The following is a 25669-nucleotide window of genomic DNA, read 5'->3' on the forward strand; positions in this document are numbered from 1 at the left end:
CCCGCCGCATGGTCTAGGGTAGCGATTCAAGGTCGCCAACGGCCTTGCATGACTGCGCCCAACCGCTGCGGATGGGCATGTTAACCGTTCGAATGGAGCCCGTCATGCGCCTCGCCGCTTTCTCCCTGTTCCTCGCCCCCCTGCTGCTCGCCCAGCCCGCCGCCGCTGCCGCCTTGAGCGTGTGCACCGAAGCCAGCCCCGAGGGCTTCGACGTGGTCCAGTACAACTCGCTGACCACCACCAACGCCTCGGCCGATGTGCTGATGAATCGCCTGGTCGAGTTCGACGCCGGCAAGGGGACGGTGGTGCCCTCGCTGGCCGAGCGCTGGTCGGTGTCCGACGACGGCCTGAGCTATCGCTTCGACCTGCGCCAGGGTGTGCACTTCCACAGCACCGCCTACTTCAAGCCGAGCCGTACGCTCGACGCCGACGACGTGGTGTTCAGCTTCCAGCGCATGCTCGATCCGGCCAATCCCTGGCACAAGGTGGCGCAGAACGGCTTCCCGCACGCCCAGTCGATGCAACTGCCGGAGCTGATCAAGCGGGTGGAGAAAAGCGGCGACCACCAGGTGCTGTTCGTTCTCGACCACCCCGACGCGACCTTCCTGCCGATGCTGAGCATGGGCTTCGCCTCCATCTATTCGGCGGAATACGCCGACCAGTTGATGAAGGCCGGAACCCCGGAAAAGCTCAACGCCGAGCCGATCGGCAGCGGCCCGTTCGTGTTCAAGCGCTTCCAGAAGGACGCGGTGGTGCGCTACGCCGCCAACCCCGAGTACTTCGCCGGCAAGCCGGCGGTCGACGCGCTGATCTTCGCCATCACCCCGGACGCCAACGTGCGCCTGCAGAAGTTGCGCCGCGGCGAATGCCAGATCGCCCTGTCGCCGAAGCCGCTGGACGTGGAGAGCGCGCGCAAGGACGCCAGCCTGAAGGTCGAGCAGACGCCGGCCTTCATGACCGCCTTCGTCGCCCTCAATACCCAGCATCCGCCGCTGGACGATCCCAAGGTGCGCCAGGCGATCAACCTGGCCTTCGACCGCACCAGCTACCTGCAGGCGGTATTCGAAGGCAGCGCCAGTGCCGCCACCGGCATCTATCCGCCGAACACCTGGAGCTATGCCAGGGATATTCCCGCCTACCCGCACGCCCCCGAACAGGCGCGCAAGCTGCTGGCCGGCAAGCAGCTTCCCGAGCTGAACATCTGGACCCGCCCGTCCGGCAGCCTGCTCAACCCCAACCCGAGCCTCGGCGCCCAACTGCTCCAGGCCGACCTGGCGGAGGCCGGGATCAAGGCCAACATCCGCGTCATCGAATGGGGCGAGTTGATCCGTCGCGCCAAGAACGGCGAACACGACCTGCTGTTCATGGGTTGGGCAGGCGACAACGGCGATCCGGACAACTTCCTCACTCCGCAATTCAGCTGCGCCAGCGTCAAGTCGGGGCTCAACTTCGCGCGCTATTGCGACCCCGGCCTGGACAAGCTGATTGCCGACGGCAAGGCCGCCAGCAGCCAGGAACAACGCACCGGCCTGTACCACCAGGCGCAGAAACTGATCCACGAACAGGCGCTCTGGCTGCCCCTGGCCCACCCGACCGCCTTCGCCCTTACCCGCCAGGAGGTGCAGGGCTACCAGGTCAATCCGTTCGGTCGCCAGGATTTCTCTCGGGTCGCCGTGAAACGCTGAAGGCCACGCCCGGGAGAACCCAGCGATGGATCTCGACCGTCTCTACCTGCCGCATTGGCAGTTCAGCGAACACCACCAGCGGCTGATCGACGCGCCGGCCGCAGCGGTACTCGACGCGGTGGAAGACCTGCTGCGCTTCGACGACCCGCTGGTGCGCGCCTTCCTCGTCCTGCGCGAAGCGCCGGGAAGGCTGGCCGGCCTGCTGGGCCGGCGCAACGACCTGGCCGGCCGCCCACGCTTCGGCCTGCATGAGTTCACCCGCCTGGAGCGCCGCGCCGACCAGGCCATCGCCTACGGCCTGGTCGGCCGCTTCTGGCGCGCCGACTTCGCCCTGGAACGCATCGCGGACGGCGAGCATTTCCGCTGCTACGACCAGCCCGGAGTGGCCAAGCTCGTGCTGTGTTTCCGTTGCACGCCCAGCGCCAGCGGTACCCTGCTGCACACGGAAACCCGGGTGTTCTGCCCCGATCGCGCCAGCCGCCTGCGCTTCACCCCCTACTGGTTGGCGATCCGCCCGGTCAGCGGGCTGATCCGCCGGCGCCTGCTGGCGGGCATCGAGCGGCGCCTGGGCTGAGCCCTTCGTCGAACGCTCACAGCCAACCGTATTCGGCCAGCGACAGCGGCTCGCCGTCGCCGATGATGAAGTGGTCGAGCACCCGCACGTCGATGAGCGCCAAGGCTTCCTTGAGGCGCGCAGTGAGCTGGCGGTCGGCGAGACTCGGACGGGCGTCGCCGGAGGGGTGGTTATGGGTCAGGATCAGCGCCGCCGCGTTGTGCGCCAGGGTGCGCTTGACCACCTGGCGCGGGTAGACGCTGGCGCCATCGATGCTGCCCTGGAACAGCACCTCGAACGCCAGGACCCGGTGCCTCGTGTCGAGGAACAGGCAGGCGAACACCTCGTGCTGCTCGTGGCGCAGGCGCGCCTTGAGATAGTCGCGCACCGCCTGCGGGCTCTCCAGTATCGAATCGCGACGCAGGCGCTCGGCCAGGTGGCGCCGGCCCATCTCCAGCACGGCCTGCAATTGCGCATACTTGGCCACGCCGAGCCCGAGATGGCCGCAGAACGAGGCGAGGTCCGCCTCGAGCAGGGCACGCAGCCCGCCGAACTCGCTCAACAGCCGCCGCGACAGCTCGACCGCACTACAACCGGTCACTCCCGTGCGCAGGAAGATCGCCAACAGCTCGGCATCGGAAAGGGCCGCCGCGCCCTGCTCCAGAAGCTTCTCCCGAGGCCGTTCGGCTTCGGGCCAATCGCGGATGCTCATTCGCTTTCCCCATCGAGCCCGCCCGCTGTTCCCGTGCGGACGCTGTGCTATCTTAGCCCATCCTTTTTGCGCGGCAGACGACCTGGGGAGGCGCGTTTGCCGAAGCGCATGTCATCCATTTCCTTATTAAGGCAAGCCTATGCAGCGGCTCTATCGGAAACGCATCGTCCTCGGCGTGGGCGGCGGCATTGCCGCCTACAAGAGCGCCGAACTGGTCCGCCGCCTGCGCGACCAGGGCGCTGAAGTCCGAGTGGTGATGACCCAGGGCGGCCGCGAGTTCATCACGCCCCTGACCCTCCAGGCGTTGTCCGGCCATCCGGTGCATACCGATCTGCTGGACCCGGCGGCGGAAGCCGCGATGGGCCACATCGAACTGGCCCGCTGGGCCGATCTGGTGCTGATCGCACCGGCTACCGCCGACCTCATGGCGCGCCTGGTCCAGGGCGTGGCCAACGACCTGCTGACCACCCTGGTGCTGGCCACCGACGCGCAAATCGCCCTGGCACCGGCGATGAACCAGGCCATGTGGCGCGACACCGCGACCCAGGCCAACGCCGAGCTGCTGCGCCAGCGCGGCTTCCACCTGTTCGGTCCGGCAGCGGGCAGCCAGGCCTGCGGCGACGTCGGCCTCGGACGCATGCTCGAAGCCGAGGAACTGGCGCAGCGCGCCGCCGACTGCTTCCAGCGCCAGGCGCTGACCGGCGTGCATGTGCTGATCACCGCCGGCCCGACCCAGGAAAACATCGACCCGGTGCGCTACATCACCAACCACAGTTCCGGAAAGATGGGCTTCGCCCTCGCCGAGGCGGCGGTGGAAGCCGGCGCACGGGTGACCCTGGTCACCGGCCCGGTGCACCTGCCCACGCCCGACCGGGTGCAGCGCGTCGACGTGGTCAGCGCCCGCGACATGCTGGCCGCCTGCGAGGCGGCGATGCCCTGCGACCTGCTGATCGCCTCCGCGGCGGTCGCCGACTACCGCCCGGAAGTGGTCGCCGCGCACAAACTGAAGAAAGACCCTACCAGCGGCGAGGGCTTGCTCTTGCAGCTGGTGCGCAATCCCGACATTCTCGCCACCCTCGCACAGCGCGAGGATCGTCCCTTCAGCGTGGGCTTCGCCGCAGAAACCGAAAACCTGCTGGACTATGCTGCACGCAAGCTGAAGGACAAGAACCTCGACCTGATCGTCGCCAACGACGTGGCCAACCCCTCGATCGGCTTCAACAGCGACGAGAACGCGATCACGGTGATCGACCGCGACCTGCATCCGAGCACCTTCGCCCAGACCAGCAAGGGCAAGATCGCTCGCCAGCTGATCGCCTTCATCGCCGACCGCCTCAACCAGCAATGAGTTACTGATGCACTCTCTCCAAGCCAAGATCCTCGACCCCCGCCTGGGCTCCGACTTCCCGCTCCCGCAGTACGCCACGCCGGGCTCGGCCGGCCTGGACCTGCGCGCCATGCTCAAGGAAGACAGCGTCCTCGGCCCGGGCCAGACCCTGCTGATTCCCACCGGCCTGTCCATCTACATCGCCGATCCCGGCCTCGCCGCCCTGGTCCTGCCGCGCTCCGGCCTGGGGCACAAGCACGGCATCGTGCTGGGCAACCTGGTCGGCCTGATCGACTCGGACTACCAGGGCGAGCTGATGGTGTCGTGCTGGAACCGCGGCGAGTCGCCGTTCACCATCGCCGTCGGCGAGCGCATCGCGCAGTTGGTACTGGTGCCGGTGGTGCAGGCGCATTTCGAGCTGGTCGAAGCGTTCGACGAAAGCCAGCGCGGCGCCGGCGGCTTCGGCCATTCCGGCAGCCACTGACCCCGAACACAGGACGAGACGCCGAGGAGACGCGGCATGAAGCTTTTCCAGCGCACCGCCAAGGATGGGAACGAGTTGGGCGACCTGCTCGAACCGGAAAAGAAGCCGCGCAAGGCAGCGTCCGAACGCGCTGACGGCAAGGACCTGCTGCCCGGTATAGGCGCCAGCCTACTGGGCGTGGCGGCCGCCGGCGCCCTGCTCTGGTTCGGCGTCTTCGGCGGCGCCGGTGAGGCGCAGCAGCGCCAGTTGGACGCGGCCTGGGCCGAAGGCCAGGCCGGCGCCTTGCGCCAGGCCTTGCAGCAACTCGCCGCCGACACCCGCGCCGCCGCGGCCAGCCCCCTCGCCCTCGAAGCCCTGCAAAGCGGCGACGCCACCCGCATCGAGGCCGCCCAGCGCAGCCTGCTGGCCTGGGACGGCGTGGTCGATGCCCACCTGAACGCGCCCGGCCAGGCCACCCAGGACAACGACAGCCCCGGCCCGGTCAGCTTCGCCGCCCTGGATATCCTGCACCGGGTGGAAAGTGGCCAGAACGTCGCCGCCGAAGCCTACAAGGTCGGCCAGCGCTGGCTGCTGTACAGCGCCGCGCCGGTGCGCGGCGCCGACCAGAGCCTGCAAGGCACGCTGCTGCTGGCGGTCGACCTGCAACGGCTGCTGCGCGCCCTGCCGCCCTTGCCGGGCGATGCCGGCCAGGTACAACTGGTCCAGCAGTTCTCCGGCGCACCGGCCCAGGTGCTGCTGCAACGCGGTACGCCGGCGCCGGGCAAGGGTGCGCAAGCGCTGGACAGCGGCAATCCGAACTGGAAACTGAACTACACGCCCGGCAGCGTCGCTTCGACCCAGGCCTCGCCGCTGCTGCTGGCACTCGCGGCGCTGCTGGCGCTGCTCGGCGGCATCCTCGGCACCTACCTCACCCGTTCGTCGCTGTTGCGCCGCCTGCATCAGGATGTCCTGACCCTCGGTCAGTATCTTCAGGAACTCGGCGGGCAACGCACTGCCAAACCCCCTGTGCCTAGCCTGCCGGGCTTCGCCCCGCTGATCCAGGCATTGGCCCGCCAGCCGCGGCGCAAGCCGGAGCCGACCAGCGTGCCCAGCCCTGCCAAGGCAGCGCCGGTGGCGCCGGTGGCGGTGGCGAAAGCGCCTCCTCGCGAGGAGCCGGCATTGGCAGATCCGTTGTTCCAGAACACCGACATTCTGGATATCGACATTCTCGATGAAGACCAGGACCTCCTGGGATTGGAGCAAACCCCCATCATGAGCACTGCAAAAGCACCGACGCTGCCCGCCAGCATCTTCCGCGCCTACGACATCCGTGGCGTGGTAGGCGATACCCTCACCGCCGAGACCGCCTACTGGATCGGTCGCGCCATCGGCTCGGAAAGCCTCGCCCGCGGCGAACCGTGCGTCGCTGTCGGCCGCGATGGCCGCCTGTCCGGTCCCGAGCTGGTCAAGCAGCTGATCCAGGGCCTGGTGGACTGCGGTTGCCAGGTCAGCGACGTGGGCATGGTGCCTACCCCGGTGCTGTACTACGCGGCCAACGTGCTCGAGGGCAAGTCCGGGGTGATGCTGACCGGCAGCCACAACCCGCCGGACTACAACGGCTTCAAGATCGTGGTCGCCGGCGAGACCCTGGCCAACGAGCAGATCCAGGCCCTGCGCGAGCGCATCGAGAAAAACGACCTGGCATCCGGCGTCGGCAGCGTAGAGCAGGTCGACATCCTGCCGCGCTACTTCAAGCAGATCCGCGACGACATCGCCATGGCCAAGCCGATGAAGGTGGTGGTCGACTGCGGCAACGGCGTGGCCGGGGTGATCGCCCCGCAGTTGATCGAGGCCCTGGGCTGCAGCGTGATCCCGCTGTACTGCGAGGTCGACGGCAACTTCCCGAACCACCATCCGGACCCGGGCAAGCCGGAGAACCTGAAGGACCTGATCGCCAAGGTCAAGGCCGAGAACGCCGACCTGGGCCTGGCCTTCGACGGCGACGGCGATCGCGTCGGCGTGGTCACCAATACCGGTACCATCATCTATCCGGACCGTCTGCTGATGCTGTTCGCCAAGGACGTGGTCTCGCGCAACCCGGGGGCCGACATCATCTTCGACGTCAAGTGCACCCGCCGTCTGATCGCCCTGATCAGCGGCTACGGCGGCCGTCCGGTGATGTGGAAGACCGGCCACTCGCTGATCAAGAAGAAGATGAAGGAAACCGGCGCCCTGCTGGCTGGCGAGATGAGCGGCCACGTGTTCTTCAAGGAGCGCTGGTTCGGCTTCGACGATGGCATCTACAGCGCCGCCCGCCTGCTGGAAATCCTCAGCCAGGACCAGCGTGACAGCGAGCACGTGTTCTCGGCCTTCCCGAGCGACATTTCCACCCCGGAAATCAACATCACCGTCACCGAGGACAGCAAGTTCGCCATCATCGAGGCGCTGCAACGCGACGCCCAATGGGGCGAAGGCAACATCACCACCCTCGACGGCGTGCGGGTCGACTACCCCAAAGGCTGGGGCCTGGTACGCGCCTCCAACACCACTCCCGTGCTGGTCCTGCGCTTCGAAGCGGACACCGAGGAAGAGCTGGAGCGCATCAAGACCGTCTTCCGTAACCAACTGAAGGCAGTGGATTCCTCGCTGCCCGTGCCCTTCTGACATGTCGGAGCTCCCCATGACCCTGAGTCGCGATGACGCCGCCCAGGTTGCCAAGGTCCTTTCCGAGGCCCTGCCCTACATCCGCCGCTTCGTCGGCAAGACGCTGGTGATCAAGTACGGCGGCAACGCCATGGAGAGCGAGGAGCTGAAGGCCGGCTTCGCCCGCGACGTGGTGCTGATGAAAGCGGTCGGCATCAACCCGGTGGTGGTGCATGGCGGCGGCCCGCAGATCGGCGACCTGCTCAAGCGCCTGTCGATCGAGAGCCACTTCATCGACGGCATGCGCGTCACCGACGCGGCGACCATGGACGTGGTGGAGATGGTCCTCGGCGGCCAGGTGAACAAGGACATCGTCAACCTGATCAACCGCCACGGCGGCAGCGCCATCGGCCTGACCGGCAAGGACGCCGAGCTGATCCGCGCGAAGAAGCTCACCGTGACCCGCCAGACCCCGGAGATGACCAAGCCGGAGATCATCGACATCGGCCATGTGGGCGAAGTCACCGGGGTCAACGTCGGGCTGCTGAACATGCTGGTCAAGGGCGACTTCATTCCGGTGATCGCGCCGATCGGCGTGGGCAGCAACGGCGAGTCCTACAACATCAATGCCGACCTGGTGGCCGGCAAGGTGGCGGAAGCGCTGAAGGCCGAGAAACTGATGCTGCTGACCAACATCGCCGGCCTGATGGACAAGCAGGGCCAGGTGCTGACCGGGCTGTCCACCGAACAGGTCAACGAGCTGATCGCCGACGGCACCATCTACGGCGGCATGCTGCCGAAGATCCGCTGCGCCCTGGAAGCGGTGCAGGGCGGCGTGACCAGCGCGCACATCATCGATGGCCGGGTACCGAATGCCGTGCTGCTGGAAATCTTCACCGACAGCGGCGTCGGCACCCTGATCAGCAACCGCAAGCGTCACTGATCGCCCGCCACGGCGCGCTCCGGCGCGCCATGGCGGTTCCTCCATTAGCGTCGCGCGGCCAGCGTGAAGACCTGGTCCAACGGGCTCGTGCCCTCGCTACGGAAGGTCGCCGGGCTCACTCCCGTCCAGCGCTTGAACGCGCGCCTGAAACTGCGGATGTCACGGTATCCCACTTCCTCGGTGATGCGTTCGATGGACATCCCGGGGTTGCCCAGCAGGCTCATCGCCCGCCCTCGTCGCACCTGTTCCAGCAACGCCTCGAAGGTCAGCCCGTGTTCGGCCAGCCGGCGCCGCAGGGTGCGGCTGCTCATGTTCAGTTCGGCGGAAATCCTTTCGATCTGGCTGCCCAGGCTTAGGTCGCGGGCGATGGCCCGTTCCACCGCCTGGACCAAGTCGAGTTTCCGGTGCACCTGGGTGCTTTCCTGCTCCAGCAGGGCCAGCGCCTGGCGCAACGCCGGCAGGTTGTGGTTGGGCAGGCGCATGTCCAGCCAGTGGCTGGCGATCGCCATGCGGTTGTGCAGGCAGCCGAAGCGTACCTGGGGCCCCAGCAGGCGCAGGTATTCGCCCGCGTAGGGCGGAGCGGCATGGATGAGTTCGATGCCCAGCGGTTCGAACGCCGGGCTGACCAGGGCACGCCCATACACCAGCAGGCTGGCGAAGAACTCCTCGATGGCGAACACCTGCACCTCGCTGCTGGGCAGGTGGCATTCAACCTCGACGAAGAAGGTGTCGCCCTGCTGGTAGACGCTGGAGGTGACGATACCGCCCGAGCTGTGCTGGTAGCGCACGCCGATGTCGAACGCGTCGCGCAGGGTCCGGCACAGCGACAGCACATGGCCCAGCAGGCCAAGGGTGCCGAGCACGTTCTGGTGTCCGACCCACAGCCCCAGTCCCCGCTCCGGCAGGGCCTGGAGGGCACGCTGGATCATGCTCACGGCCTGGCGGTAGGAGATGCGCTGGGTAGGGTCCTGCAGGTCTTCGACGGTGAAGCCCAGGCCCCGGCACAGCCGCGCGGGATCGACACCATGGCCTTCGACCACCTCGGCCAGCGTCTGCAGCAGGAAGGTGGATACCTGGGCGAGTTCGTAGCGCGCATCGGCGGCATTGTTGTGCATGGGCGAAATCCTGAGCCGGTCTCGGCTTCGTTCTTGTTCTGGCGGTGGATCGCGACATGGGATGAGCGTCCCATCATATAGCGTTCCGCACAGATGTAACAAAGCATTGCGCAGTGTCCGCAAATCCCCCCCTCGCTGACCGTCAATGCCCTGCCTCGGCCTGCCGTTAGGGCTTATTCCTATGCCGTGCCCCGAGCCACGCCAACAATAATAAGAGCCCGCCCATGAACCCGATCCGCCCCCACAGGCCCCTGCGCCTGGCCGCCTGCGTCACCCTCGCCGTCAGCTGCTGCACCCACGCCAGCGAAGGCGGCGTGGACAACATTGGTCCAGGAACCGACGGTTTCTTCACCCTGCCACTGGACGTCGACAACCTCCCCGACCACATGTTCGCCTTCAACGTCTACTACAACCACTACGAAGCCAGGAAGCTGAACATCAGCTCCTTCGGCGGCAAGGTGTCCGACGTGAAGATCAGCTCGGATGCGATCATCCCTCGCCTGGACTACCTGAGCCCGCTGCGGATCTTCGGCGGGCGCCTGGGCGGCTACATCGCCCAGCCCTATCTCCGCCAACGGGTGGCCGCGTTCGGCCTGAGCGACGAACGGGAAAGCATGGGCGACACCACCTTCGCGCCAATCATCCTCTGGGACATGGGCAAGGACCTGACCCTGGCCGCCGCCGTGGAGGTCACCGTGCCCACCGGCAAGTACGATGCCGAGCGGCTGGCCAACACCAGCAACAACTTCTACACCTACAAGCCGCTGTTCTCCTTCACCTGGCTGCCCACCGAACGCACCGAGCTGTCGCTGAAGGCCACCTACAGCTTCAACATGGAAAACCACGACACCGACTATCGCTCGGGGCAGATCTTCCATTTCGACTATTCCGCCAGCTACCGGGTGACCGACAACCTGCGCCTCGGCCTGAACGGCTACTACCTCAAGCAGACCACCGACGACAAACAGAACGGCGAGACCGTACGGGTGTTCGGTTTCGGCGAGGAAGTCGACGACGGCGTACGCGGCCAGGTCTTCGCCATCGGCCCGGCCGTGCACCTGACCTTCCTCAAGTACGCCAGCGCGGAGATCCGCTGGGCCAAGGAATTCGACGTGGAGAACCGCCCCGAGGGCGACATGCTCTGGGCCAAGCTGACCATTCCGTTCGAACTCTGAGGCATCGGAACGAAGCGGCAGCCCGGTATCCGCGGGCTGCCGCCATCGACGAGGAAAAGCGCCAGGCGTCCTAGGCGTAAACCGGCCAGCGCTCGACGATCCGCCCGCCGCGCAGCGCCAGCAGGTCGCCGAATTGCAGCAGCACCGACTCGCTCTGGGTCGGCCGCAGGAAGACCTGGTCGTCCACCTCCAGGCCCACCGAAGGCGAGCCGTTGACCATTTCCTGGTTCGAGCTGCGCCCGTAGATGCCGTTGCTGCGCAGTCCCTCGGGCGAGGCGAAGTCGGCCATCCAGTTGCCGCCGTAGATGAAGAAGGTGCCGCGCTGGTTGGGGTCCCACCAGGAAAACAGCCGGGACTTGCCGTCCAGCGCCGGGATCTGCACCGCGCCGGTGCTCTTGAGTACCGGCGTGGCGATGTAGACGGCCGGCACATGCTCGGCCAGGGACGCCAGGTCGTAGTGGCTCGGCTTGAGCATGGCGGTGCCCACCGAGACCTCGCTGCTCAGCGTTTCCTTCTCGTGCATGCGATAGCTGGGGCTGCCGGCGGTATTCAGGGTCAGCTGTGGTGTCCACAGCGCGGCGAAGCGCTGGCGGGCGAAGTCGACATGTCCCTGGTAGAGCGCCATGACCTTGGCGAACAGCTCCTCGGGCGAACCGAGGATGCCCGGCACCCCCATTCCGACGAAGGGGTCGTAGCCCATGAAGCCAGCGAACTCCAGGTACTGCGGATGCGCCGCGATCAGCGCCAGCAATTCGCCCAGCGCGGCCTGGTCGGCCACCCCGCCGCGATGCAGGCCGACGTCCAGTTCGATGTTGACGCGCATCCGGGTACCCAGCCCCTGGGCCAGCGCCAGGTACTGACGCAAGCGCTGCGGCGTATCGATCAGCCATTGCAGCTGCCGCGCCGGGTCGAACGCACCCTTGTGCTCGCGGTAGAACAGTTCCGCCGAACGCACCGGCAACGGCTTGCCGAGGAGGATGTCGGCATCCGCAAAAGCGACCGCGTCGTGGTTGAGGAACGGTTGGTGGAAGGACATCAGCCGCCGGGTGCCGGCGCGCCTGGCGATGTACGCCAGCAGGCCGGGCGAAGGCAGCGATTTCTCCACCAGCCGCAGATGCTTGCCGCCGCGGCGGACCGAACGCATCACCACATCGATGTTGTGGTCCAGGCGATCGAGGTCGATGAGCAGCACCGGGCACATCGGGCCATTGGCCTTGAGTTCGCGGTTCAGCGCGCGGAAATAGTCGTCGTACGGCCCGCCACGGTCGGCGGGACGCATCCAGGCGGCAGTTCCCGCCAGCAGCGCGCCGGCCCCGAGGCCGGCGAACATGAACTTGCGTCGATTCACGGCGTCGCTCCTTTCAGGTCACGCCCAGGATGGAAGAGAGGTGCGCATTGAGGAAACGCCCGCGAGGATCCAGCGCCTGGCGCACCTCGGCGAACGCCTTCCAGCGCGGATAGAGTTCCTGTAACTGGTGCGCGTTGAGGCCATGCAGCTTGCCCCAGTGCGGACGCCCGGCGTATTTCCAGAAGATCGGTTCCACCGCGGCGAAGAAGTTGTGGTGGTCCATGCTGTAGTGCTGATGCACGGAAATGGAACAACTGTCGCGGCCCTCGAACATGCTCAGGGGAATGTCGTCGGCCTTCACGTAGCGGTACTCGATGGGAAACCAGGTGCGCAGGTCCTTGTCGCGGATCAGCGCGAGGATCTCCCGCAGGCAGGCGGGACCATGCTCGGCGGGGACCGAATACTCCATCTCGTTGAAGCGCACGTTGCGCACGTTGGCGTAGACCGCATAGGAATCGTCGACCCGCTCGTCGAAGCGGGCGAAATGGCGCAGGCTGTTGAGCAGGGTGCGGCGGGTCTCCGGGAAGTCGCTGAGGTACTTGTCGAGACCTTCGATCAGGCCGACGAACTCGTTGCCGCCTTCCTTCGCCGGGTCCAGGGGCGGGGTCTTCGGCTCGTCGGTCTCGTTGAGGGCGATCGACAGGGCGTAGTCGGAATGGGTCACCACCAGCATCTCCCAGTGCTGGTTCTCGCGCGTATTCTTCTCCACGTCTTCCAGCAATTCCTCGGTCCGGGCGATCCACTGCCGTTCACGCAGGCGGTAGGCCGCGCGGTTCTGCAGGCGCACCCGGGTCACGACGCCCAGCGCCCCCAGCGAGACCCGCGCGGCATCGAACACCTCCACGTTGCGCTTGGCGTCGCACTCGAGCACCTCGCCGCTCGCGGTGACCAGTTGCAGACCGCGAACCTGGGCGGAATAGGAACCGAAGCCGACCCCGGTGCCATGGGTGGAAGTAGCGATGGCGCCGGCCAGGGTCTGGTAATCGATGTCGGCCATGTTCACCAGCGCCTGGCCGATCTCCTTGAGCGGAGCGCCCATCTGCGACATCGGCGTGCCGCCGCCGAACTCGGCCTGGAGGGTCGCACTGTCGTGGCTGAGCAAGCCGCTGAAGTAGGCGAGCGAGAGCAGGGTGCCGTCGGTCGGGACCAACGCGCTGAACGAATGGCCGGAGCCCACCGGGCGGATCCTGCCGGACGCCTGGCGGATGACCCGGACCAGTTCGTCGAGGTCTTTCGGTGCCTCCCGCGCCAGGGGCAGGCAGCTTTGCGCGCCGGACCAGTTGCGCCAGGGAATCAGGCGCGGTGCGCGGAGCAACTCCGCCAGCGCGGGGTTTCCCACCATGGCGGCGAACGCACCGAGCGCTCCCGCCCGTTGCAGGAGCTGGCGTCGCGACAGATGACTTGGCATGCCGGTATCCCCTATCGGTCCTGCGCTGCGGACATGAAATCGATCAAAGCCCGGAACTGCTCTTCCGAGCACTGCATGCACATGCCCATGGGCGGCATGCCCTTGTAGCCGTTGATGCTGTGGTCCAGCAGGGTGTCGATGCCCTGCGCCAGGCGTGGCGCCCAGGCAGCGGCATCGCCGGTCAGCGGCGCGCCGGAGGCGGGATTGGCGTGACAGAGCTTGCAACTGGCGGAATACACCTGCGCCAACGCAGGGTCCGCAGGGACATGCTGGGAATCGGCGGCCCGCGCCGGTGGCTCCGTGGATTCTCCGCAGGCCACCAGCATCAGGCCCAGGGCAAGCAGCAACCCCGGGCGGCAAAGGCGCGAGTTGTCCGGTCCGGGGCGGAGCGTGGACGACATGGTGTTCCTCTCTCGTTGCGCACGGCGTGCGTTCTCGTCGAACAACACTAAGGCCGCGACGCCCCGAGGATGAGGGCAATGCGGGCCAGCGACGGGGGGTTCTGCGGCCAGCCCTTTCGCACCGCGCGATGGCGGTCTAGAGTCGATGTCTGCAGCAGCGTCGAGGAGCCGGCATGAGCAGCGCAGCACAGCGCCAGAACTACACCTTCTTCCATTCCCTGCGGGTTCGCTGGGCGGAGGTCGATCCGCAGGGCATCGTCTTCAACGGCAACTACCTGACCTATCTCGACGTCGCCACCACCGAGTACTACCGCCAGCTCGGCATGTCCTACCCGGCCGACCTGCTGCGCGGCGGAGGCGACCTGTTCGCGGTGAAGAGCACCCTGGAATACCGCGCCCCGGCGCATTTCGACGACTGGCTGGACATCGGCACCCGCGTGGCGCGGCTGGGGCGCAGCAGCCTGGTTTTCGAGCTGGGCATCTGGCGCGACGAGCAGTTGCTCACCGTCGGCGAGCTGGTCTACGTCTATGCGGATGCGAACGAGCGACAGAGCCAGCCCCTGCCGGACTGGCTGCGCGAGAAGATCAGGGCGTTCGAGCGACAGTCGCCAGTGGAATCAGGGACTCACGCCGAGTAGCTGGGAGAGCCGCGCGCGGTCGGCGGCATAGGTTCTTTCCGCGTCTTCGCGGGCCTTCTGGAAACGCCCGATCTCGCCCTGCAGGCGCTTTTCCTCCTGCTTGAGATCGTCCAACTGGTCCACCAGCGCCTGCGCCACCGGACGTCCGGCACGCTCCTGGTTGGCCGCCTGGCCTTGCAGGTTGGCCTGTTGCAGCTTGAGCGACTGCAGGTTGCCGCGCGCTACGCTGCTCAGCCCGTCCAGTTCCGCCAGGCGCCGTTCGCGAGCGCGGTCGACGTCCTCGAGGCTGGAATACAGGCGCAGCAGCTGCGCATCGGAGCTGGCCTGGGCTTGGGCCGCCTTGCGCTGCCGCAGTTCCTCGGCGGTCGGCGCCGGCGGTACGGTGCGGATAACCCGGCCCTGGTCGTTGAGGACCTGGTAGCCCTTGCCGATGTACTGCGGCGGCACACCCTGGCGGTCGAGCACCACCACGCCCTTGTCGTTGACGTAGCGGTACAGCTCCACCGCTCCGCCCGGCGCCGCCTGGGCGCCGAAGGAAATCCCCTGGAGCACCAGCCCCAGGGCCATCAGGCAACGCATTACATCCTGTCCGACCATGCCAGTCCCTTGTGAAAGGTTCAGATACCGTATTGGGCGCGATAGGCCTCTACCGCCGGCAGATGCTTCTTCAGTTCAGCATCTTCGGCAAGATATTCCAGCACCTGCTCCAGGGAAACGATGCTCACCACCGGCATGCCGAAGTCGCGCTCGACCTCCTGGATCGCCGACAGCTCGCCCTTGCCGCGCTCCTGGCGGTTCAGCGCGATCAGCACGCCCGCCGCCCTGGCGCCCTGGGCGTCGATGATCTGCATCACTTCGCGGATCGCGGTGCCGGCGGTGATCACGTCGTCGATGATCAGCACCCGGCCGCTCAGCGGCGCGCCGACCAGCGTGCCGCCTTCGCCGTGGTCCTTGGCTTCCTTGCGGTTGAAGCACCAGGGCAGGTCGCGTTGGTGCTGCTCGGCGAGGGCCACCGCGGTGGTGGCGGCCAGGGGAATGCCCTTGTAGGCCGGGCCGAACAGGACGTCGAAGTCGATTCCGCTGTCGATCACCGCCTCGGCGTAGAAGCGTCCCAGGCGGGCCAGCGCCAGGCCGCTGTCGAACAGGCCGGCATTGAAGAAATAGGGGCTGGTGCGCCCGGACTTGAGGGTGAACTCACCGAAGCGCAGAACCCCGCGCTCGATGGCGAAACGAATGAAATCGCGCTGATACGCCTGCATGAATGACACCAAGCCGCATGAATTTAGCTAAACCGTTTGAGCTCGGGTATCATACACGCACGTGATTTTGGGGGCCATTTATGCGGATCATCAGTGTGAACGTGAATGGTATTCAGGCTGCGGCCGAGCGCGGTTTGCTCAGTTGGCTGCAAGCACAGAATGCCGACGTGATCTGCTTGCAGGACACCCGAGCCTCCGCCTTCGATCTGGATGACCCGTCCTTCCAACTGGACGGCTACTTCCTTTATGCCTGCGATGCCGAGCTACCCGAACAGGGCGGTGTCGCACTCTACAGCCGTTTGCAGCCCAAAGCTGTGATCAGCGGCTTAGGTTTCGAAACGGCCGATCGTTACGGGCGCTACCTGCAAGCCGACTTCGACAAGGTGAGTATCGCCACCCTGCTGCTGCCTTCCGGGCAGAGCGGAGACGAGAGCTTGAACCAGAAATTCAAGTTCATGGACGACTTCACCCATTACTTGAGCAAGCAGCGTCGCAAGCGCCGCGAATACATCTACTGCGGCTCGCTGTACGTCGCCCATCAGAAGATGGATGTGAAGAACTGGCGCGAATGTCAGCAGATGCCGGGCTTCCTCGCGCCCGAACGGGCCTGGCTGGACGAAGTGTTCGGCAACCTCGGCTATGCCGACGCCCTGCGCGAAGTCAGCCGCGAAGGCGACCAGTTCAGTTGGTGGCCGGACAGCGAACAGGCCGAGATGCTCAACCTCGGCTGGCGCTTCGACTACCAGGTGCTGACCCCCGGCCTGCGCCGCTTCGTGCGCAACGCCAAGCTGCCGCGCCAGCCGCGCTTCTCCCAGCATGCGCCGCTGATCGTCGACTACGACTGGCAGTTGAGCATCTGAGCCCTGTCAGACACGAAAAAGCCGGCGCATGCGCCGGCTTTTCTATTTCCCGTGCGGCCTACTTGATCAGCCGCAGGCAGAACGGATAGCGATAGGCCTTGCCTTCGTTGGCCTTGATGCCGGCGATGATGGTCAACACCAGCGCCGCCAGGCAGACCAGGCCGAGCAGGAAGAAGCCGATCACCACCAGCATCAGCAGGAAGCTGACGAACATCGCCAGCGCCACGGTGATCTGGAAGTTCAGCGCTTCCTTGCCCTGGGCGTCGACGAACGGATCGCTCTCGCGCTTGAGTTGCCAGACGATCAGCGGCCCGAGCAGGCTGCCGAAGGGAAACACCAGGCCGATGAACGCCGCGAAATGGCAGAACATCGCCCATTGCCGGGCTTCCTGGCCGGGGGTCGCGGCGACCTCTTCGGATACATCGTTCATGTAGCGCTCCTTCTCCGGGGCCCGGCAGGCAGTGCCGGGCGTCTGCTCATTCGGCCAGCGCGGCGCGCTGAAGTTCGAACAGCTCCTGCATGCCCTGCTGGGCCAGTTCGAGCATGGCGTTCAGCTCGGCGGGACGGAACGGCGCGCCTTCGGCAGTTCCCTGCACCTCGATGAAGCCGCCGGCATCGGTCATCACTACGTTCAGGTCGGTTTCCGCGGCGGAATCCTCCAGGTAGTCCAGGTCGAGGACCGGCACGCCCTGGTAGATGCCCACGGAAACGGCGGCGACCATTTGCTTCAGCGGATTGCCCTTGAGCGCGCCACGCTTCTTCAGCACCGCCAGGGCGTCGATCAGCGCCACGGTGGCGCCGGTGATCGAGGCGGTGCGGGTGCCGCCGTCGGCCTGGATCACGTCGCAGTCGATGTACAGGGTGTTCTCGCCGAGCTTGCTGAGGTCCAGCGCCGCTCGCAGGGAGCGGCCGATCAGGCGCTGGATCTCCAGGGTACGACCGCCCTGCTTGCCGCGGCTGGCCTCGCGCTGGTTACGCTCGCCGGTGGAGCGCGGCAGCATGCCGTACTCGGCGGTCAACCAACCCTGGCCCTGGCCCTTGAGGAAGCGCGGCACCCCGGACTCGGCGCTGACGGTGCAGATCACCTTGGTATCGCCGAACTCGACCAGCACCGAACCTTCTGCGTGCTTGGTGTAATGGCGGGTGATGCGGATCGGGCGCAGCTGGTCGGCGGCACGGCCACTGGGACGATTCATCGTGGATATCCTGTACTGAGAAAGCGGAATTGGCCGCCATTATAGAGGCCAGCCCGGGCTCTCAACCACCGTCGGCGTGCGGGCCCCGCCGGACGTGGGTTACAATGCCCGGCTCGAATCACGGCAGCCGCGCGCGTCCGGCGCCGAACGCACTCCCCACACGACTATCGAGGTAGACCCATGGTGCACAGCATGACCGCCTTCGCCCGCGTCGAGCAGGCCGGTACCCACGGCACCCTGAGCTGGGAGCTGCGCTCGGTCAACCACCGTTACCTGGAGCCCCACCTGCGCCTGCCCGACGCCTTCCGCGACCTCGAAGGCGCGGTGCGCGAGGCGCTGCGCCAGGGCCTGTCGCGTGGCAAGGTGGAATGCACCCTGCGCTTCGCCGAGGAAACCGCCGGCAAGAGCCTGCAGGTCGACCAGGAGCGCGCCCGCCAACTGGTCGCCGCCGCCGAAGGCGTAGCCGCCCTGATCCGCCAGCCGGCGCCGCTCGATCCGCTCGCCGTGCTGGCCTGGCCCGGCGTACTGGTGGCCGACTCGGCCGATCCGCAGGCACTCAACGCCGCCGCCCTGGAAGCCTTCGGCCAGGCCCTGGAGCAACTCAAGGCCGGCCGCTCGCGCGAAGGCCAGGAGCTGGCGAAGCTGCTCAACGATCGGCTCGACGCGATGCTGGTGGAAGTCGGCAACCTGCGCGAACTGGTGCCGACCATGCTGGCCAACCAGCGGCAGAAGATCCTCGACCGCTTCGCCGAACTCAAGGCCGAACTCGATCCGCAGCGCCTGGAGCAGGAACTGGTCCTGCTGGCGCAGAAGAGCGATGTCGCCGAGGAGCTGGACCGCCTCGCCACCCACGTCGGCGAGGTCCGCCGGGTCCTCAAGGCCGGCGGCGCCGCCGGTCGGCGCCTGGACTTCCTGATGCAGGAACTCAACCGGGAAGCCAACACTCTAGGCTCCAAGGCGTTCGACCCGCGCTCGACCCAGGCGGCGGTCAACCTCAAGGTCCTGATCGAGCAGATGCGCGAGCAGGTCCAGAACATCGAATGACCCGCGGGCGCCTCCGCCCGATCTCTTTCCAACCCGTACGAAGCACCAGGAACACCTCATGTCCGGCACCCTGTACATCGTTTCCGCTCCCTCCGGCGCCGGCAAGACCAGCCTGGTGAAGGCCCTGCTCGACGCCGCCCCCGAGGTCCGCGTGTCCGTCTCCCATACCACCCGCGGCATGCGTCCGGGCGAGGTGGACGGGGTCAACTACCACTTCACCAGCCGCGAGGAATTCCTCGCCATGCTCGAGCGCAACGAGTTCCTCGAGCATGCCGAAGTCTTCGGCAACCTCTACGGCACCTCGCAGCGCTGGGTCGAGAAAACCCTCGCCGAAGGCCTCGACCTGATCCTCGAGATCGACTGGCAGGGCGCCCAGCAGGTGCGCCGGCTGATGCCCGAGGCCCAATCGATCTTCATCCTCCCGCCGAGCCAGGAAGCCCTGCGCCAGCGCCTGACCAACCGCGGCCAGGACAGCGACGAGGTGATCGAGCGGCGCATGCGCGAAGCCGTCAGCGAAATGAGCCACTACGTGGAGTACGATCACCTGGTGATCAACGACGATTTCGCCCACGCCCTGGACGACCTCAAGGCGATCTTCCGCGCCCGCCAGTTGCGCCAGGACGCCCAGCAGCAACGCCACGCCGAACTGCTCGGTCGTCTGCTCGCCTAAATCGGCTCTTCCATAAAGATTGGCGATTTTTTAGACTATTCAGTCCGCCCGGCAAACGTCGGGCTCACTTTTCGTTACGAGGAACACCATGGCCCGCGTCACCGTTGAAGACTGCCTGGACAACGTCGATAACCGTTTCGAGCTGGTCATGCTCGCCACCAAGCGCGCCCGTCAGCTGGCTACCGGCGGCAAGGAGCCGAAAGTGGCCTGGGAAAACGACAAGCCGACCGTCGTCGCCCTGCGCGAGATCGCTTCCGGCCTGGTCGATGAGAACGTCGTCCAGCAGGAAGACATCGTCGAGGACGAACCGCTGTTCGCAGCGTTCGACGACGAGGCCAACACCGAGGCCCTGTAAGCCATGGCCTCGGCTCGACGTCGCCTGCGAGCGCCGCAACCCGCCTACGGGCAGGGGGTGAACCCTTGCCGGGCATAGACGCCTTCGCCGACAGACTGTCGAGCTACCTCGGACCGGACCAGGTCAACCTGGTCCGCCGCGCCTACTACTACGCCGAGCAGGCCCACGACGGGCAACGCCGCCGCAGCGGCGAGCCGTACGTGACCCACCCGCTGGCGGTCTCCAACATCCTCGCCGACATGCACATGGACCATCAGAGCCTGATGGCCGCGATGCTGCACGACGTGATCGAGGACACCGGCATCGCCAAGGAAGCGCTCACCGCGCAGTTCGGCGAGACGGTTTCGGAACTGGTCGACGGGGTCAGCAAGCTGACCCAGATGAACTTCGAGACCAAGGCCGAGGCCCAGGCCGAGAACTTCCAGAAGATGGCCATGGCCATGGCCCGCGATATCCGCGTGATCCTGGTCAAGCTGGCCGACCGCCTGCACAACATGCGCACCCTCGAGGTGCTGTCCGGCGAGAAGCGCCGGCGCATCGCCAAGGAAACCCTGGAAATCTACGCGCCCATCGCCAACCGCCTGGGCATGCACACCATGCGCGTGGAGTTCGAGGACCTCGGTTTCAAGGCCATGCACCCGATGCGCGCCGAGCGCATCCGCCAGGCGGTGAAGAAGGCCCGCGGCAACCGCCGCGAGATCGTCGGCAAGATCCAGGAGTCGCTGGTCAACTGCCTCGCCCGCGAAGGCATGGAAGGCCAGGTGATCGGCCGCGAGAAGCATCTCTACAGCATCTACCAGAAGATGCGCGGCAAGCGTAAGGCGTTCAACGAGATCATGGACGTCTACGCCTTCCGCATCATCGTCGACAAGGTCGATACCTGCTATCGCGTACTGGGCGCCGTGCACAGCCTGTACAAGCCGTTCCCCGGACGCTTCAAGGACTACATCGCGATTCCCAAGGCCAACGGCTACCAGTCGCTGCATACCACCCTGTTCGGCATGCACGGGGTGCCCATCGAGATCCAGATCCGTACCCGCGAGATGGAGGAGATGGCCAACCACGGGATCGCCGCGCACTGGCTGTACAAGTCCAACGACGAGACGCCCAAGGGCACCCATGCCCGCGCCCGGCAATGGGTGAAGGGCGTGCTGGAACTGCAGCAGCGCGCCGGCAACTCGCTGGAATTCATCGAGAACGTGAAGATCGACCTGTTCCCGGACGAGGTCTACGTGTTCACGCCCAAGGGCCGCATCATGGAACTGCCCAAGGGTTCCACCGCGGTCGACTTCGCCTACGCGGTGCACACCGACGTCGGCAACAGTTGCATCGCCTGCCGCATCAACCGCCGCCTGGCGCCGCTCTCCGAGCCGTTGCAGAGCGGCCAGACGGTGGAAATCGTCACCGCCCCGGGCGCCCGGCCGAACCCGGCCTGGCTGAGCTTCGTGGTCACCGGCAAGGCGCGCACCCATATCCGCCATGCGCTCAAGCTGCAACGCCGCTCCGAGTCGATCAACCTCGGCGAGCGCCTGCTGAACAAGACCCTCACCGGCTTCGACAGCCACCTCGAGAAGATTCCCCAGGAACGCATCCAGGCCGTGCTCGCCGAGTACCGCATGGAAGTCTTCGAGGACCTGCTGGAAGAGATCGGCCTGGGCAACCGCATGGCCTACGTGGTCGCCCGCCGCCTGCTGTCCAGCGAGGGCGAGGAAGCGCCGAGCGCCGAGGGTCCGCTGGCGATCCGCGGCACCGAAGGCCTGGTCCTGAGCTACGCCAAGTGCTGCACGCCGATTCCCGGCGACCCGATCGTCGGCCACCTGTCCGCCGGCAAGGGCATGGTGGTGCACCTGGAAAGCTGCAAGAACATCAGCGAAGTACGCCACAACCCGGAAAAATGCATCCAGCTCAGCTGGGCCAAGGATGTCACCGGCGAATTCAATGTCGAACTGCGCGTCGAGCTGGAGCACCAGCGTGGCCTGATCGCCCTGCTCGCCACCAGCGTCAACGCGGCCGACGGCAACATCGAGAAGATCAGCATGGACGAGCGCGACGGTCGCATCAGCGTGGTCCAGCTGGTCGTCAGCGTGCACGATCGCGTCCACCTGGCCCGCGTCATCAAGAAGCTGCGCGCCCTCAAGGGAGTGATCCGGATCACCCGCCTGCGTAGCTGACCCGCTTTTTCCTGTGTCATCCGGCGCCCCCGCGCCCACTCGATTTCAGCAAGGAGTTCCCATGACCAAGACCGTTATCCACACCGACAACGCCCCGGCCGCCATCGGCACCTACTCCCAGGCCATCAAGGCCGGCAATACCGTCTACGTGTCCGGGCAGATCCCGCTGGACCCGAAGACCATGGAACTGGTGGAGGGCTTCGAGGAGCAGACCGTCCAGGTGTTCGAGAACCTCAAGGCGGTGATCGAGGCTTCCGGCGGCTACCTGCACGACGTCGCCAAGCTGAACATCTTCCTCACCGACCTGTCGCACTTCGCCAAGGTCAACGAGATCATGGGCCGCTACTTCACCCAGCCCTACCCGGCGCGCGCCGCTATCGGCGTAGCCGCCCTGCCGAAGGGCGCACAGGTGGAAATGGACGCCATCGTCGTCCTCGAATAAGCCGGATGTTCGCGACGGGGCCCAAGGCCCCGTCGCTCTGCATGGAGTAGCACGATGCGCCGCGTGATTTTCCTCGCCGCAGCCGCCACCCTGCTGGCCGGCTGCGCCGGCACGGCCGATCCGTCCGGCACCTGGATCAACCAGGCCGCCATCGACGCCGCGAGCAAGGACGGCAAGCTGCGCGAGGCCCTGCTCGCCTATGGCCCGAACCTGGAGTGGAAGCTCGACAGCAAGGCAGGCGAAGCCACCTTCAGCAACGGCTTCGAACTGGGCGAAGGGACCCTGAGCAAGAGCGATGACGAGCACTGGAAGGTTGCCTTCTATGGCGACGACAACCAGGAGAGCCTCGAACTGGACGGCAAGGAGCTGATCCAGCAGGCCAGCGCCAACGGCCCGGAACAGCGTTTCCGCCGTCTCGACCCGCAACCCGCGGCCAACAGCCCTGCCGGCAGCGGTTTCGAGCGGGCCTTGTACGGCAGCTATCTGAAGGGCAGCTGGAAGATCCGCGAAGGCCAGGGCCAGGGCGGCAAGGTCGAGTTCCAGGCCAATGGCCTGGTCAGCGGTCTGCCCGGCGCCGAACGCTACGCGTTGTGCCTGGCCGGCGATTGCGCGGCGATGAGCGGCGACAACGACAGCATCTGGCTGCAACAAGGCAACCGCGGCCGCGAACTGCTGTTCAGCCTCGACGACGACGAGCTGCAACTGTTCGAGGCGGTCAACACCGCCGGCGCCAACGAGATGCCCAGCTACGTGCCCGGCAAGCGCGTCTGGCTGCTGGAGCGCTGACGCCTCTCAGAGGGCGGCCAGCACCAGCCAGCCGCCCAGCGCCAGCAGCAGGACGCCGCACAGCCGGTCCAGCGCACCTACCCGCCGTTGCAACCAGCCGCGCCAGCGCGGCCTGTCCAGCAGGCGCACCAGCGCCATGTCCCAGCACAGCACCGCCAGGCTCATCCACGCCAGGCACAGGGCCAGCGCCCAGCCCGGCAGGCTGAAGCGCGCCAGCACGCCGAACAGCCCCGCATAGAAGATCGGCAGCTTGGGATTCAGGCTGCTCGCCAGCAGGCCGTCGCGCAGCCCGCGCAGATAGCCGCCGCGGGACGGGACGTCGCGCTGCGCCGGCATTTCCAGTCGCCTCTGCGCAAGCAGCGCCTGGCCCGCCAACCAGAGGAAGTACAGTCCGCCGAGCGCCTGCAGCCAGCGCAAGGCGCTGTGCACCGAGTCCGGCACGCTGGCCAGCAGGCCGAGCACCAGCAGCATGCTCAGGAGGTTGGCCAGGGCGATGCCGGCGGCCACCCCGTCGGCCTGGCGCCGGCCGCGCAGCAGGGCGGCGCGCACCAACAGGAAGAAGTCCGGCCCCGGCGACAGCAGGGCAGCGAAATGGGTACTGGCGACAAGGACGAACGCGGCGAACATGAAGGCCCCTCGAAACGCGAAGGTCTCCAGTCTGTGCAGCGCGGCGGGCGCCGTATTGGAAAAAACTCAGGTCTTGGCGCTGCGCCGGAACTGCCCCGGAGTGACCCCGGTGAAACGCCGGAAGGTCGTGGAGAAGTGCGACTGGTCGTAGAAGCCGAGGTGCTGGGCGAGTTCCGCCAGCGGCCGCTCTTCCAGCAACAGGCGCTTGGCCTGGCGCACCCGGCATTGCAGTTGGTAGGTATGCGGCGGCACGCCGTAGGCACGCCGGAAAGCCTCGATCAGGTGGCGCGGGTGGCGCTGCAGCAACTGCGCCAGCTGGTCCAGACCGAGCGCCTCGGTGGCATGCGCTTCCAGGTAATCGCGCAGGCGTGCGGTGGTTCCGCCGTCGCGGGGCGCCGCGGCCGCCGGGCGCAAGCCGCCGTGGCGCACGAAGACCTGTTCGAGCAAGGCCAGCAGGCGGCTTTCCAACCCCAATGCGTCGCTGCGCTGGAAGTCCTCGGCCAGTCGCGCCAGGCCAACCGCCACGCTGCCGTCGTCGGCCGGGTTCAGTTCGCCGAAGCCGCGCGGCAACTGTTTGCGGCCGAGCAGGCCGAGCAGGCGCGTTTCCTCGACATAGAGCATCCGGTAGACCAGCCGCTCGGATTCGGCGTGCCCGGTATGCGGCTCTTCCGGGTTCATCAGCGACAGGGTGCCGGCCGGCAGCGCATGGCGCCGCCCGCGGCACTGGTAGCCGCCGACGCCGTGGAGGATCGAGCCGATGGCGAAGGCCGAATGGCTGTGGCGGCCGAATGCCTGGCCGGAGAAGTCCGCATGGAACAGCTCCACGCCAGGCAGCCAGGGACGCGCCAACAACCGGTTGGCAGCCATCAGGCGTCCCCGAGCACCGCCGCATAGCCCTCGCGGTAGCTGGGATAGCGCGGCACCCAGCCGAGCGCCCGGGCGCGGCGGTTGCTGCAACGCTTGCTGCCGGCGCGGCGTACCGAATGTTCGTCGGCCCATTGGCTGACGCCCAGGCGCTGGCGCAGGTAGTCGACCACCTCGTGCATCGCCACGGGCGCGTCGTCGACACCGATGTAGCAGTCCTCCAGCGCCTGGCCGCCGGAATCGGCGCGCAACAGGAAGGCCAGCAGCCCGGCCGCATCGTCGGCGTGGATCCGGTTGGCATACAGCGGCGGCTCGCTGACCACCCGGTAACCCTGGCGCACCTGGTTGAGCAGCCATTCCCGCCCCGGACCGTAGATGCCGGCCAGGCGCACGCGGGTAGCCGGTATCCCGCTGTCCAGCGCGACCTGCTCGGCGTCGAGCATGATCCGTCCGGAATAGGCCTGGGAAAGCGCCGGCGACTCCTCGTCGATCCAGCCGCCATCGGTCTGCGCGTAGACCCCGGTGCTGGAGACGAACAGCAGGCGCCTGGGCCGCTGGCCGTGGGCCTGCAACCAGCCCAGCACATGGCGCAGGCCGTCGACGTAGGCGGCACGGTAGCCAGCCTCGTCGTGCTGACTGGCGGCGGCGCTGTACACCAGGTAGTCGAGCGGCTCGCTCGGCCACTGCGCGGGACACTCCGGAGCCTGCAGATCGCCAGCCACCGGCAGGATCCCCTGCGGCAAGGCGTCCACCGAGCGACGCAGGCCATGGACCCGCCAGCCATCGGCCAGCAGAGCCTCGCCGAGGCGCCCGCCGACATCGCCGCAGCCGGCGATCATCACTGTTTGCGACATGAAGCCGTCTCCTTCCTACAACAAGGCGGGCAGTGTAGGCGTCGAATCGTCTGCAATGCACGCCCGATCATGCCCCCGGAGGTTGGTTCGCGGCGGTGCAGCCGCTATGCTTGGCCGATCTTAACGGATG

At 66.8% G+C, this 25669-nt stretch carries 27 protein-coding genes; 15 read left to right on the forward strand and 12 right to left on the reverse strand.

What is annotated here, in order from left to right:
• Positions 1 to 104 precede the first annotated feature (104 nt).
• Positions 105 to 1685: an ABC transporter substrate-binding protein gene (locus tag AC1RB9_RS27875; protein ID WP_003098288.1), complete on the forward strand. Its 1581-nt coding sequence runs from the start codon at positions 105 to 107 to the stop codon at positions 1683 to 1685.
• Between the two features lie 25 nt (positions 1686 to 1710).
• Positions 1711 to 2259 carry a hypothetical protein gene (locus AC1RB9_RS27880; RefSeq protein WP_003098290.1) on the forward strand — a complete coding sequence of 183 codons (549 nt, stop codon included), beginning with the start codon at positions 1711 to 1713 and terminating at the stop codon, positions 2257 to 2259.
• A 16-nt stretch (positions 2260 to 2275) separates the two neighbouring features.
• On the opposite strand, the gene radC is transcribed toward AC1RB9_RS27880, so the two are convergent.
• Complete coding sequence (gene radC / locus AC1RB9_RS27885; protein ID WP_003096559.1) at positions 2276 to 2950, reverse strand: RadC family protein; 675 nt, start codon at positions 2948 to 2950, stop codon at positions 2276 to 2278.
• A gap of 139 nt (positions 2951 to 3089) precedes the next feature.
• Between radC and coaBC the strand changes: the two genes are divergently transcribed.
• From coaBC to argB, 4 genes are read left to right on the forward strand one after another with little or no spacing between them, the layout of a single operon-like run.
• A complete protein-coding gene (coaBC, locus tag AC1RB9_RS27890; protein ID WP_003098292.1) occupies positions 3090 to 4298 on the forward strand; it encodes a bifunctional phosphopantothenoylcysteine decarboxylase/phosphopantothenate--cysteine ligase CoaBC in 1209 nt (402 codons plus the stop codon).
• 7 nt (positions 4299 to 4305) lie between these two features.
• A complete protein-coding gene (gene dut / locus AC1RB9_RS27895; RefSeq protein ID WP_003098293.1) occupies positions 4306 to 4761 on the forward strand; it encodes a dUTP diphosphatase in 456 nt (151 codons plus the stop codon).
• 36 nt (positions 4762 to 4797) lie between these two features.
• A complete protein-coding gene (locus AC1RB9_RS27900) occupies positions 4798 to 7404 on the forward strand; it encodes a phosphomannomutase/phosphoglucomutase (RefSeq protein ID WP_003457877.1) in 2607 nt (868 codons plus the stop codon).
• Between the two features lie 16 nt (positions 7405 to 7420).
• Positions 7421 to 8326 carry an acetylglutamate kinase gene (gene argB / locus AC1RB9_RS27905; RefSeq protein ID WP_003096572.1) on the forward strand — a complete coding sequence of 302 codons (906 nt, stop codon included), beginning with the start codon at positions 7421 to 7423 and terminating at the stop codon, positions 8324 to 8326.
• A gap of 44 nt (positions 8327 to 8370) precedes the next feature.
• Here argB and sphR read toward each other — a convergent pair whose 3' ends face one another.
• Positions 8371 to 9441 (reverse strand): AraC family transcriptional regulator SphR, encoded by a 1071-nt coding sequence (sphR, locus tag AC1RB9_RS27910; RefSeq protein WP_003114360.1) that lies wholly within the window; start codon positions 9439 to 9441, stop codon positions 8371 to 8373.
• A gap of 224 nt (positions 9442 to 9665) precedes the next feature.
• Between sphR and AC1RB9_RS27915 the strand changes: the two genes are divergently transcribed.
• Positions 9666 to 10616, forward strand: a complete 951-nt coding sequence (locus AC1RB9_RS27915) for a SphA family protein (RefSeq protein ID WP_003114361.1) — start codon at positions 9666 to 9668, stop codon at positions 10614 to 10616.
• Positions 10617 to 10686: 70 nt separating this feature from the next.
• On the opposite strand, the gene AC1RB9_RS27920 is transcribed toward AC1RB9_RS27915, so the two are convergent.
• The 3 genes from AC1RB9_RS27920 to AC1RB9_RS27930 all read right to left on the reverse strand — a co-directional run bounded on the left by AC1RB9_RS27920 (position 10687) and on the right by AC1RB9_RS27930 (position 13773).
• Positions 10687 to 11895: a DSD1 family PLP-dependent enzyme gene (locus AC1RB9_RS27920; RefSeq protein ID WP_003146627.1), complete on the reverse strand. Its 1209-nt coding sequence runs from the start codon at positions 11893 to 11895 to the stop codon at positions 10687 to 10689.
• Between the two features lie 82 nt (positions 11896 to 11977).
• Entirely contained in the window at positions 11978 to 13306 is a 1329-nt protein-coding gene (locus tag AC1RB9_RS27925; RefSeq protein ID WP_003457880.1) for a D-arabinono-1,4-lactone oxidase, read from the reverse strand.
• Positions 13307 to 13383: 77 nt separating this feature from the next.
• Positions 13384 to 13773 carry a c-type cytochrome gene (locus tag AC1RB9_RS27930; protein ID WP_003457882.1) on the reverse strand — a complete coding sequence of 130 codons (390 nt, stop codon included), beginning with the start codon at positions 13771 to 13773 and terminating at the stop codon, positions 13384 to 13386.
• Between the two features lie 173 nt (positions 13774 to 13946).
• Here AC1RB9_RS27930 and AC1RB9_RS27935 point away from each other — a divergent pair, with 173 nt between their 5' ends.
• The gene (locus AC1RB9_RS27935) at positions 13947 to 14411 is read left to right on the forward strand and encodes an acyl-CoA thioesterase (RefSeq protein WP_003098308.1); all 465 of its coding nucleotides are present in this window, start codon (positions 13947 to 13949) and stop codon (positions 14409 to 14411) included.
• Here AC1RB9_RS27935 and AC1RB9_RS27940 read toward each other — a convergent pair.
• The gene (locus AC1RB9_RS27940) at positions 14391 to 15008 is read right to left on the reverse strand and encodes a hypothetical protein (protein WP_003121308.1); all 618 of its coding nucleotides are present in this window, start codon (positions 15006 to 15008) and stop codon (positions 14391 to 14393) included. The genes AC1RB9_RS27935 and AC1RB9_RS27940 overlap by 21 nt on opposite strands.
• A gap of 20 nt (positions 15009 to 15028) precedes the next feature.
• Positions 15029 to 15670, reverse strand: a complete 642-nt coding sequence (gene pyrE, locus AC1RB9_RS27945) for an orotate phosphoribosyltransferase (protein ID WP_003096586.1) — start codon at positions 15668 to 15670, stop codon at positions 15029 to 15031.
• An 80-nt stretch (positions 15671 to 15750) separates the two neighbouring features.
• Here pyrE and AC1RB9_RS27950 point away from each other — a divergent pair, with 80 nt between their 5' ends.
• Positions 15751 to 16530, forward strand: coding sequence for an exodeoxyribonuclease III (locus AC1RB9_RS27950; protein WP_003098313.1), 780 nt, complete (start codon positions 15751 to 15753; stop codon positions 16528 to 16530).
• Between the two features lie 58 nt (positions 16531 to 16588).
• On the opposite strand, the gene AC1RB9_RS27955 is transcribed toward AC1RB9_RS27950, so the two are convergent.
• Together AC1RB9_RS27955 and rph are read right to left on the reverse strand one after the other, a co-directional pair.
• On the reverse strand, positions 16589 to 16960 hold the full coding sequence (locus AC1RB9_RS27955) for a DUF4870 domain-containing protein (protein WP_003096590.1): 372 nt from the start codon (positions 16958 to 16960) through the stop codon (positions 16589 to 16591).
• A gap of 46 nt (positions 16961 to 17006) precedes the next feature.
• A complete protein-coding gene (gene rph, locus AC1RB9_RS27960) occupies positions 17007 to 17726 on the reverse strand; it encodes a ribonuclease PH (protein ID WP_003096595.1) in 720 nt (239 codons plus the stop codon).
• A 180-nt stretch (positions 17727 to 17906) separates the two neighbouring features.
• Between rph and AC1RB9_RS27965 the strand changes: the two genes are divergently transcribed.
• The 6 genes from AC1RB9_RS27965 to AC1RB9_RS27990 all read left to right on the forward strand — a co-directional run bounded on the left by AC1RB9_RS27965 (position 17907) and on the right by AC1RB9_RS27990 (position 23194).
• Positions 17907 to 18770: a YicC/YloC family endoribonuclease gene (locus tag AC1RB9_RS27965; protein ID WP_003096599.1), complete on the forward strand. Its 864-nt coding sequence runs from the start codon at positions 17907 to 17909 to the stop codon at positions 18768 to 18770.
• Positions 18771 to 18828: 58 nt separating this feature from the next.
• The gene (gmk, locus tag AC1RB9_RS27970) at positions 18829 to 19440 is read left to right on the forward strand and encodes a guanylate kinase (RefSeq protein ID WP_003098317.1); all 612 of its coding nucleotides are present in this window, start codon (positions 18829 to 18831) and stop codon (positions 19438 to 19440) included.
• A gap of 88 nt (positions 19441 to 19528) precedes the next feature.
• Positions 19529 to 19795, forward strand: a complete 267-nt coding sequence (gene rpoZ, locus AC1RB9_RS27975) for a DNA-directed RNA polymerase subunit omega (protein ID WP_003096602.1) — start codon at positions 19529 to 19531, stop codon at positions 19793 to 19795.
• 65 nt (positions 19796 to 19860) lie between these two features.
• Entirely contained in the window at positions 19861 to 21966 is a 2106-nt protein-coding gene (gene spoT / locus AC1RB9_RS27980; protein ID WP_003096603.1) for a bifunctional GTP diphosphokinase/guanosine-3',5'-bis pyrophosphate 3'-pyrophosphohydrolase, read from the forward strand.
• A 61-nt stretch (positions 21967 to 22027) separates the two neighbouring features.
• Complete coding sequence (locus AC1RB9_RS27985; RefSeq protein WP_003096609.1) at positions 22028 to 22408, forward strand: RidA family protein; 381 nt, start codon at positions 22028 to 22030, stop codon at positions 22406 to 22408.
• A gap of 54 nt (positions 22409 to 22462) precedes the next feature.
• On the forward strand, positions 22463 to 23194 hold the full coding sequence (locus tag AC1RB9_RS27990; RefSeq protein WP_003096611.1) for a hypothetical protein: 732 nt from the start codon (positions 22463 to 22465) through the stop codon (positions 23192 to 23194).
• 6 nt (positions 23195 to 23200) lie between these two features.
• Here the strand turns inward: AC1RB9_RS27990 and AC1RB9_RS27995 are convergent, their stop codons facing one another.
• The 3 genes from AC1RB9_RS27995 to AC1RB9_RS28005 form a co-directional block, all read right to left on the reverse strand.
• Positions 23201 to 23821 (reverse strand): LysE family translocator, encoded by a 621-nt coding sequence (locus AC1RB9_RS27995; RefSeq protein ID WP_003457889.1) that lies wholly within the window; start codon positions 23819 to 23821, stop codon positions 23201 to 23203.
• 66 nt (positions 23822 to 23887) lie between these two features.
• Positions 23888 to 24688 carry an AraC family transcriptional regulator gene (locus tag AC1RB9_RS28000; protein WP_003457893.1) on the reverse strand — a complete coding sequence of 267 codons (801 nt, stop codon included), beginning with the start codon at positions 24686 to 24688 and terminating at the stop codon, positions 23888 to 23890.
• Positions 24688 to 25539 (reverse strand): SDR family oxidoreductase, encoded by an 852-nt coding sequence (locus AC1RB9_RS28005; protein WP_003457896.1) that lies wholly within the window; start codon positions 25537 to 25539, stop codon positions 24688 to 24690. Before AC1RB9_RS28005 ends, AC1RB9_RS28000 begins: the two co-directional genes overlap by 1 nt.
• Between the last annotated feature and the right edge of the window lie 130 nt (positions 25540 to 25669).

The organism is Pseudomonas sp. 20-5 (assembly GCF_056782835.1).

Bases quoted from the DNA above. Each gene is read 5' to 3' on its own strand.
- AC1RB9_RS27955 (WP_003096590.1), bottom strand. From the start codon at position 16,960: ATGAACGATGTATCCGAAGAGGTCGCCGCGACCCCCGGCCAGGAAGCC.
- AC1RB9_RS27965 (WP_003096599.1), top strand. From the start codon at position 17,907: ATGGTGCACAGCATGACCGCCTTCGCCCGCGTCGAGCAGGCCGGTACC.
- rpoZ (WP_003096602.1), top strand. From the start codon at position 19,529: ATGGCCCGCGTCACCGTTGAAGACTGCCTGGACAACGTCGATAACCGT.
- AC1RB9_RS28005 (WP_003457896.1), bottom strand. From the start codon at position 25,539: ATGTCGCAAACAGTGATGATCGCCGGCTGCGGCGATGTCGGCGGGCGC.
- sphR (WP_003114360.1), bottom strand. From the start codon at position 9,441: ATGCACAACAATGCCGCCGATGCGCGCTACGAACTCGCCCAGGTATCC.
- AC1RB9_RS27995 (WP_003457889.1), bottom strand. From the start codon at position 23,821: ATGTTCGCCGCGTTCGTCCTTGTCGCCAGTACCCATTTCGCTGCCCTG.
- argB (WP_003096572.1), top strand. From the start codon at position 7,421: ATGACCCTGAGTCGCGATGACGCCGCCCAGGTTGCCAAGGTCCTTTCC.
- AC1RB9_RS27915 (WP_003114361.1), top strand. From the start codon at position 9,666: ATGAACCCGATCCGCCCCCACAGGCCCCTGCGCCTGGCCGCCTGCGTC.
- AC1RB9_RS27930 (WP_003457882.1), bottom strand. From the start codon at position 13,773: ATGTCGTCCACGCTCCGCCCCGGACCGGACAACTCGCGCCTTTGCCGC.
- gmk (WP_003098317.1), top strand. From the start codon at position 18,829: ATGTCCGGCACCCTGTACATCGTTTCCGCTCCCTCCGGCGCCGGCAAG.
- AC1RB9_RS27875 (WP_003098288.1), top strand. From the start codon at position 105: ATGCGCCTCGCCGCTTTCTCCCTGTTCCTCGCCCCCCTGCTGCTCGCC.
- AC1RB9_RS27900 (WP_003457877.1), top strand. From the start codon at position 4,798: ATGAAGCTTTTCCAGCGCACCGCCAAGGATGGGAACGAGTTGGGCGAC.
- AC1RB9_RS27990 (WP_003096611.1), top strand. From the start codon at position 22,463: ATGCGCCGCGTGATTTTCCTCGCCGCAGCCGCCACCCTGCTGGCCGGC.
- AC1RB9_RS27940 (WP_003121308.1), bottom strand. From the start codon at position 15,008: ATGGTCGGACAGGATGTAATGCGTTGCCTGATGGCCCTGGGGCTGGTG.
- rph (WP_003096595.1), bottom strand. From the start codon at position 17,726: ATGAATCGTCCCAGTGGCCGTGCCGCCGACCAGCTGCGCCCGATCCGC.
- radC (WP_003096559.1), bottom strand. From the start codon at position 2,950: ATGAGCATCCGCGATTGGCCCGAAGCCGAACGGCCTCGGGAGAAGCTT.
- pyrE (WP_003096586.1), bottom strand. From the start codon at position 15,670: ATGCAGGCGTATCAGCGCGATTTCATTCGTTTCGCCATCGAGCGCGGG.
- AC1RB9_RS28000 (WP_003457893.1), bottom strand. From the start codon at position 24,688: ATGGCTGCCAACCGGTTGTTGGCGCGTCCCTGGCTGCCTGGCGTGGAG.
- coaBC (WP_003098292.1), top strand. From the start codon at position 3,090: ATGCAGCGGCTCTATCGGAAACGCATCGTCCTCGGCGTGGGCGGCGGC.
- dut (WP_003098293.1), top strand. From the start codon at position 4,306: ATGCACTCTCTCCAAGCCAAGATCCTCGACCCCCGCCTGGGCTCCGAC.
- AC1RB9_RS27880 (WP_003098290.1), top strand. From the start codon at position 1,711: ATGGATCTCGACCGTCTCTACCTGCCGCATTGGCAGTTCAGCGAACAC.
- AC1RB9_RS27920 (WP_003146627.1), bottom strand. From the start codon at position 11,895: ATGCGTCCCGCCGACCGTGGCGGGCCGTACGACGACTATTTCCGCGCG.
- AC1RB9_RS27935 (WP_003098308.1), top strand. From the start codon at position 13,947: ATGAGCAGCGCAGCACAGCGCCAGAACTACACCTTCTTCCATTCCCTG.
- AC1RB9_RS27950 (WP_003098313.1), top strand. From the start codon at position 15,751: ATGCGGATCATCAGTGTGAACGTGAATGGTATTCAGGCTGCGGCCGAG.
- AC1RB9_RS27985 (WP_003096609.1), top strand. From the start codon at position 22,028: ATGACCAAGACCGTTATCCACACCGACAACGCCCCGGCCGCCATCGGC.
- AC1RB9_RS27925 (WP_003457880.1), bottom strand. From the start codon at position 13,306: ATGGTGGGAAACCCCGCGCTGGCGGAGTTGCTCCGCGCACCGCGCCTG.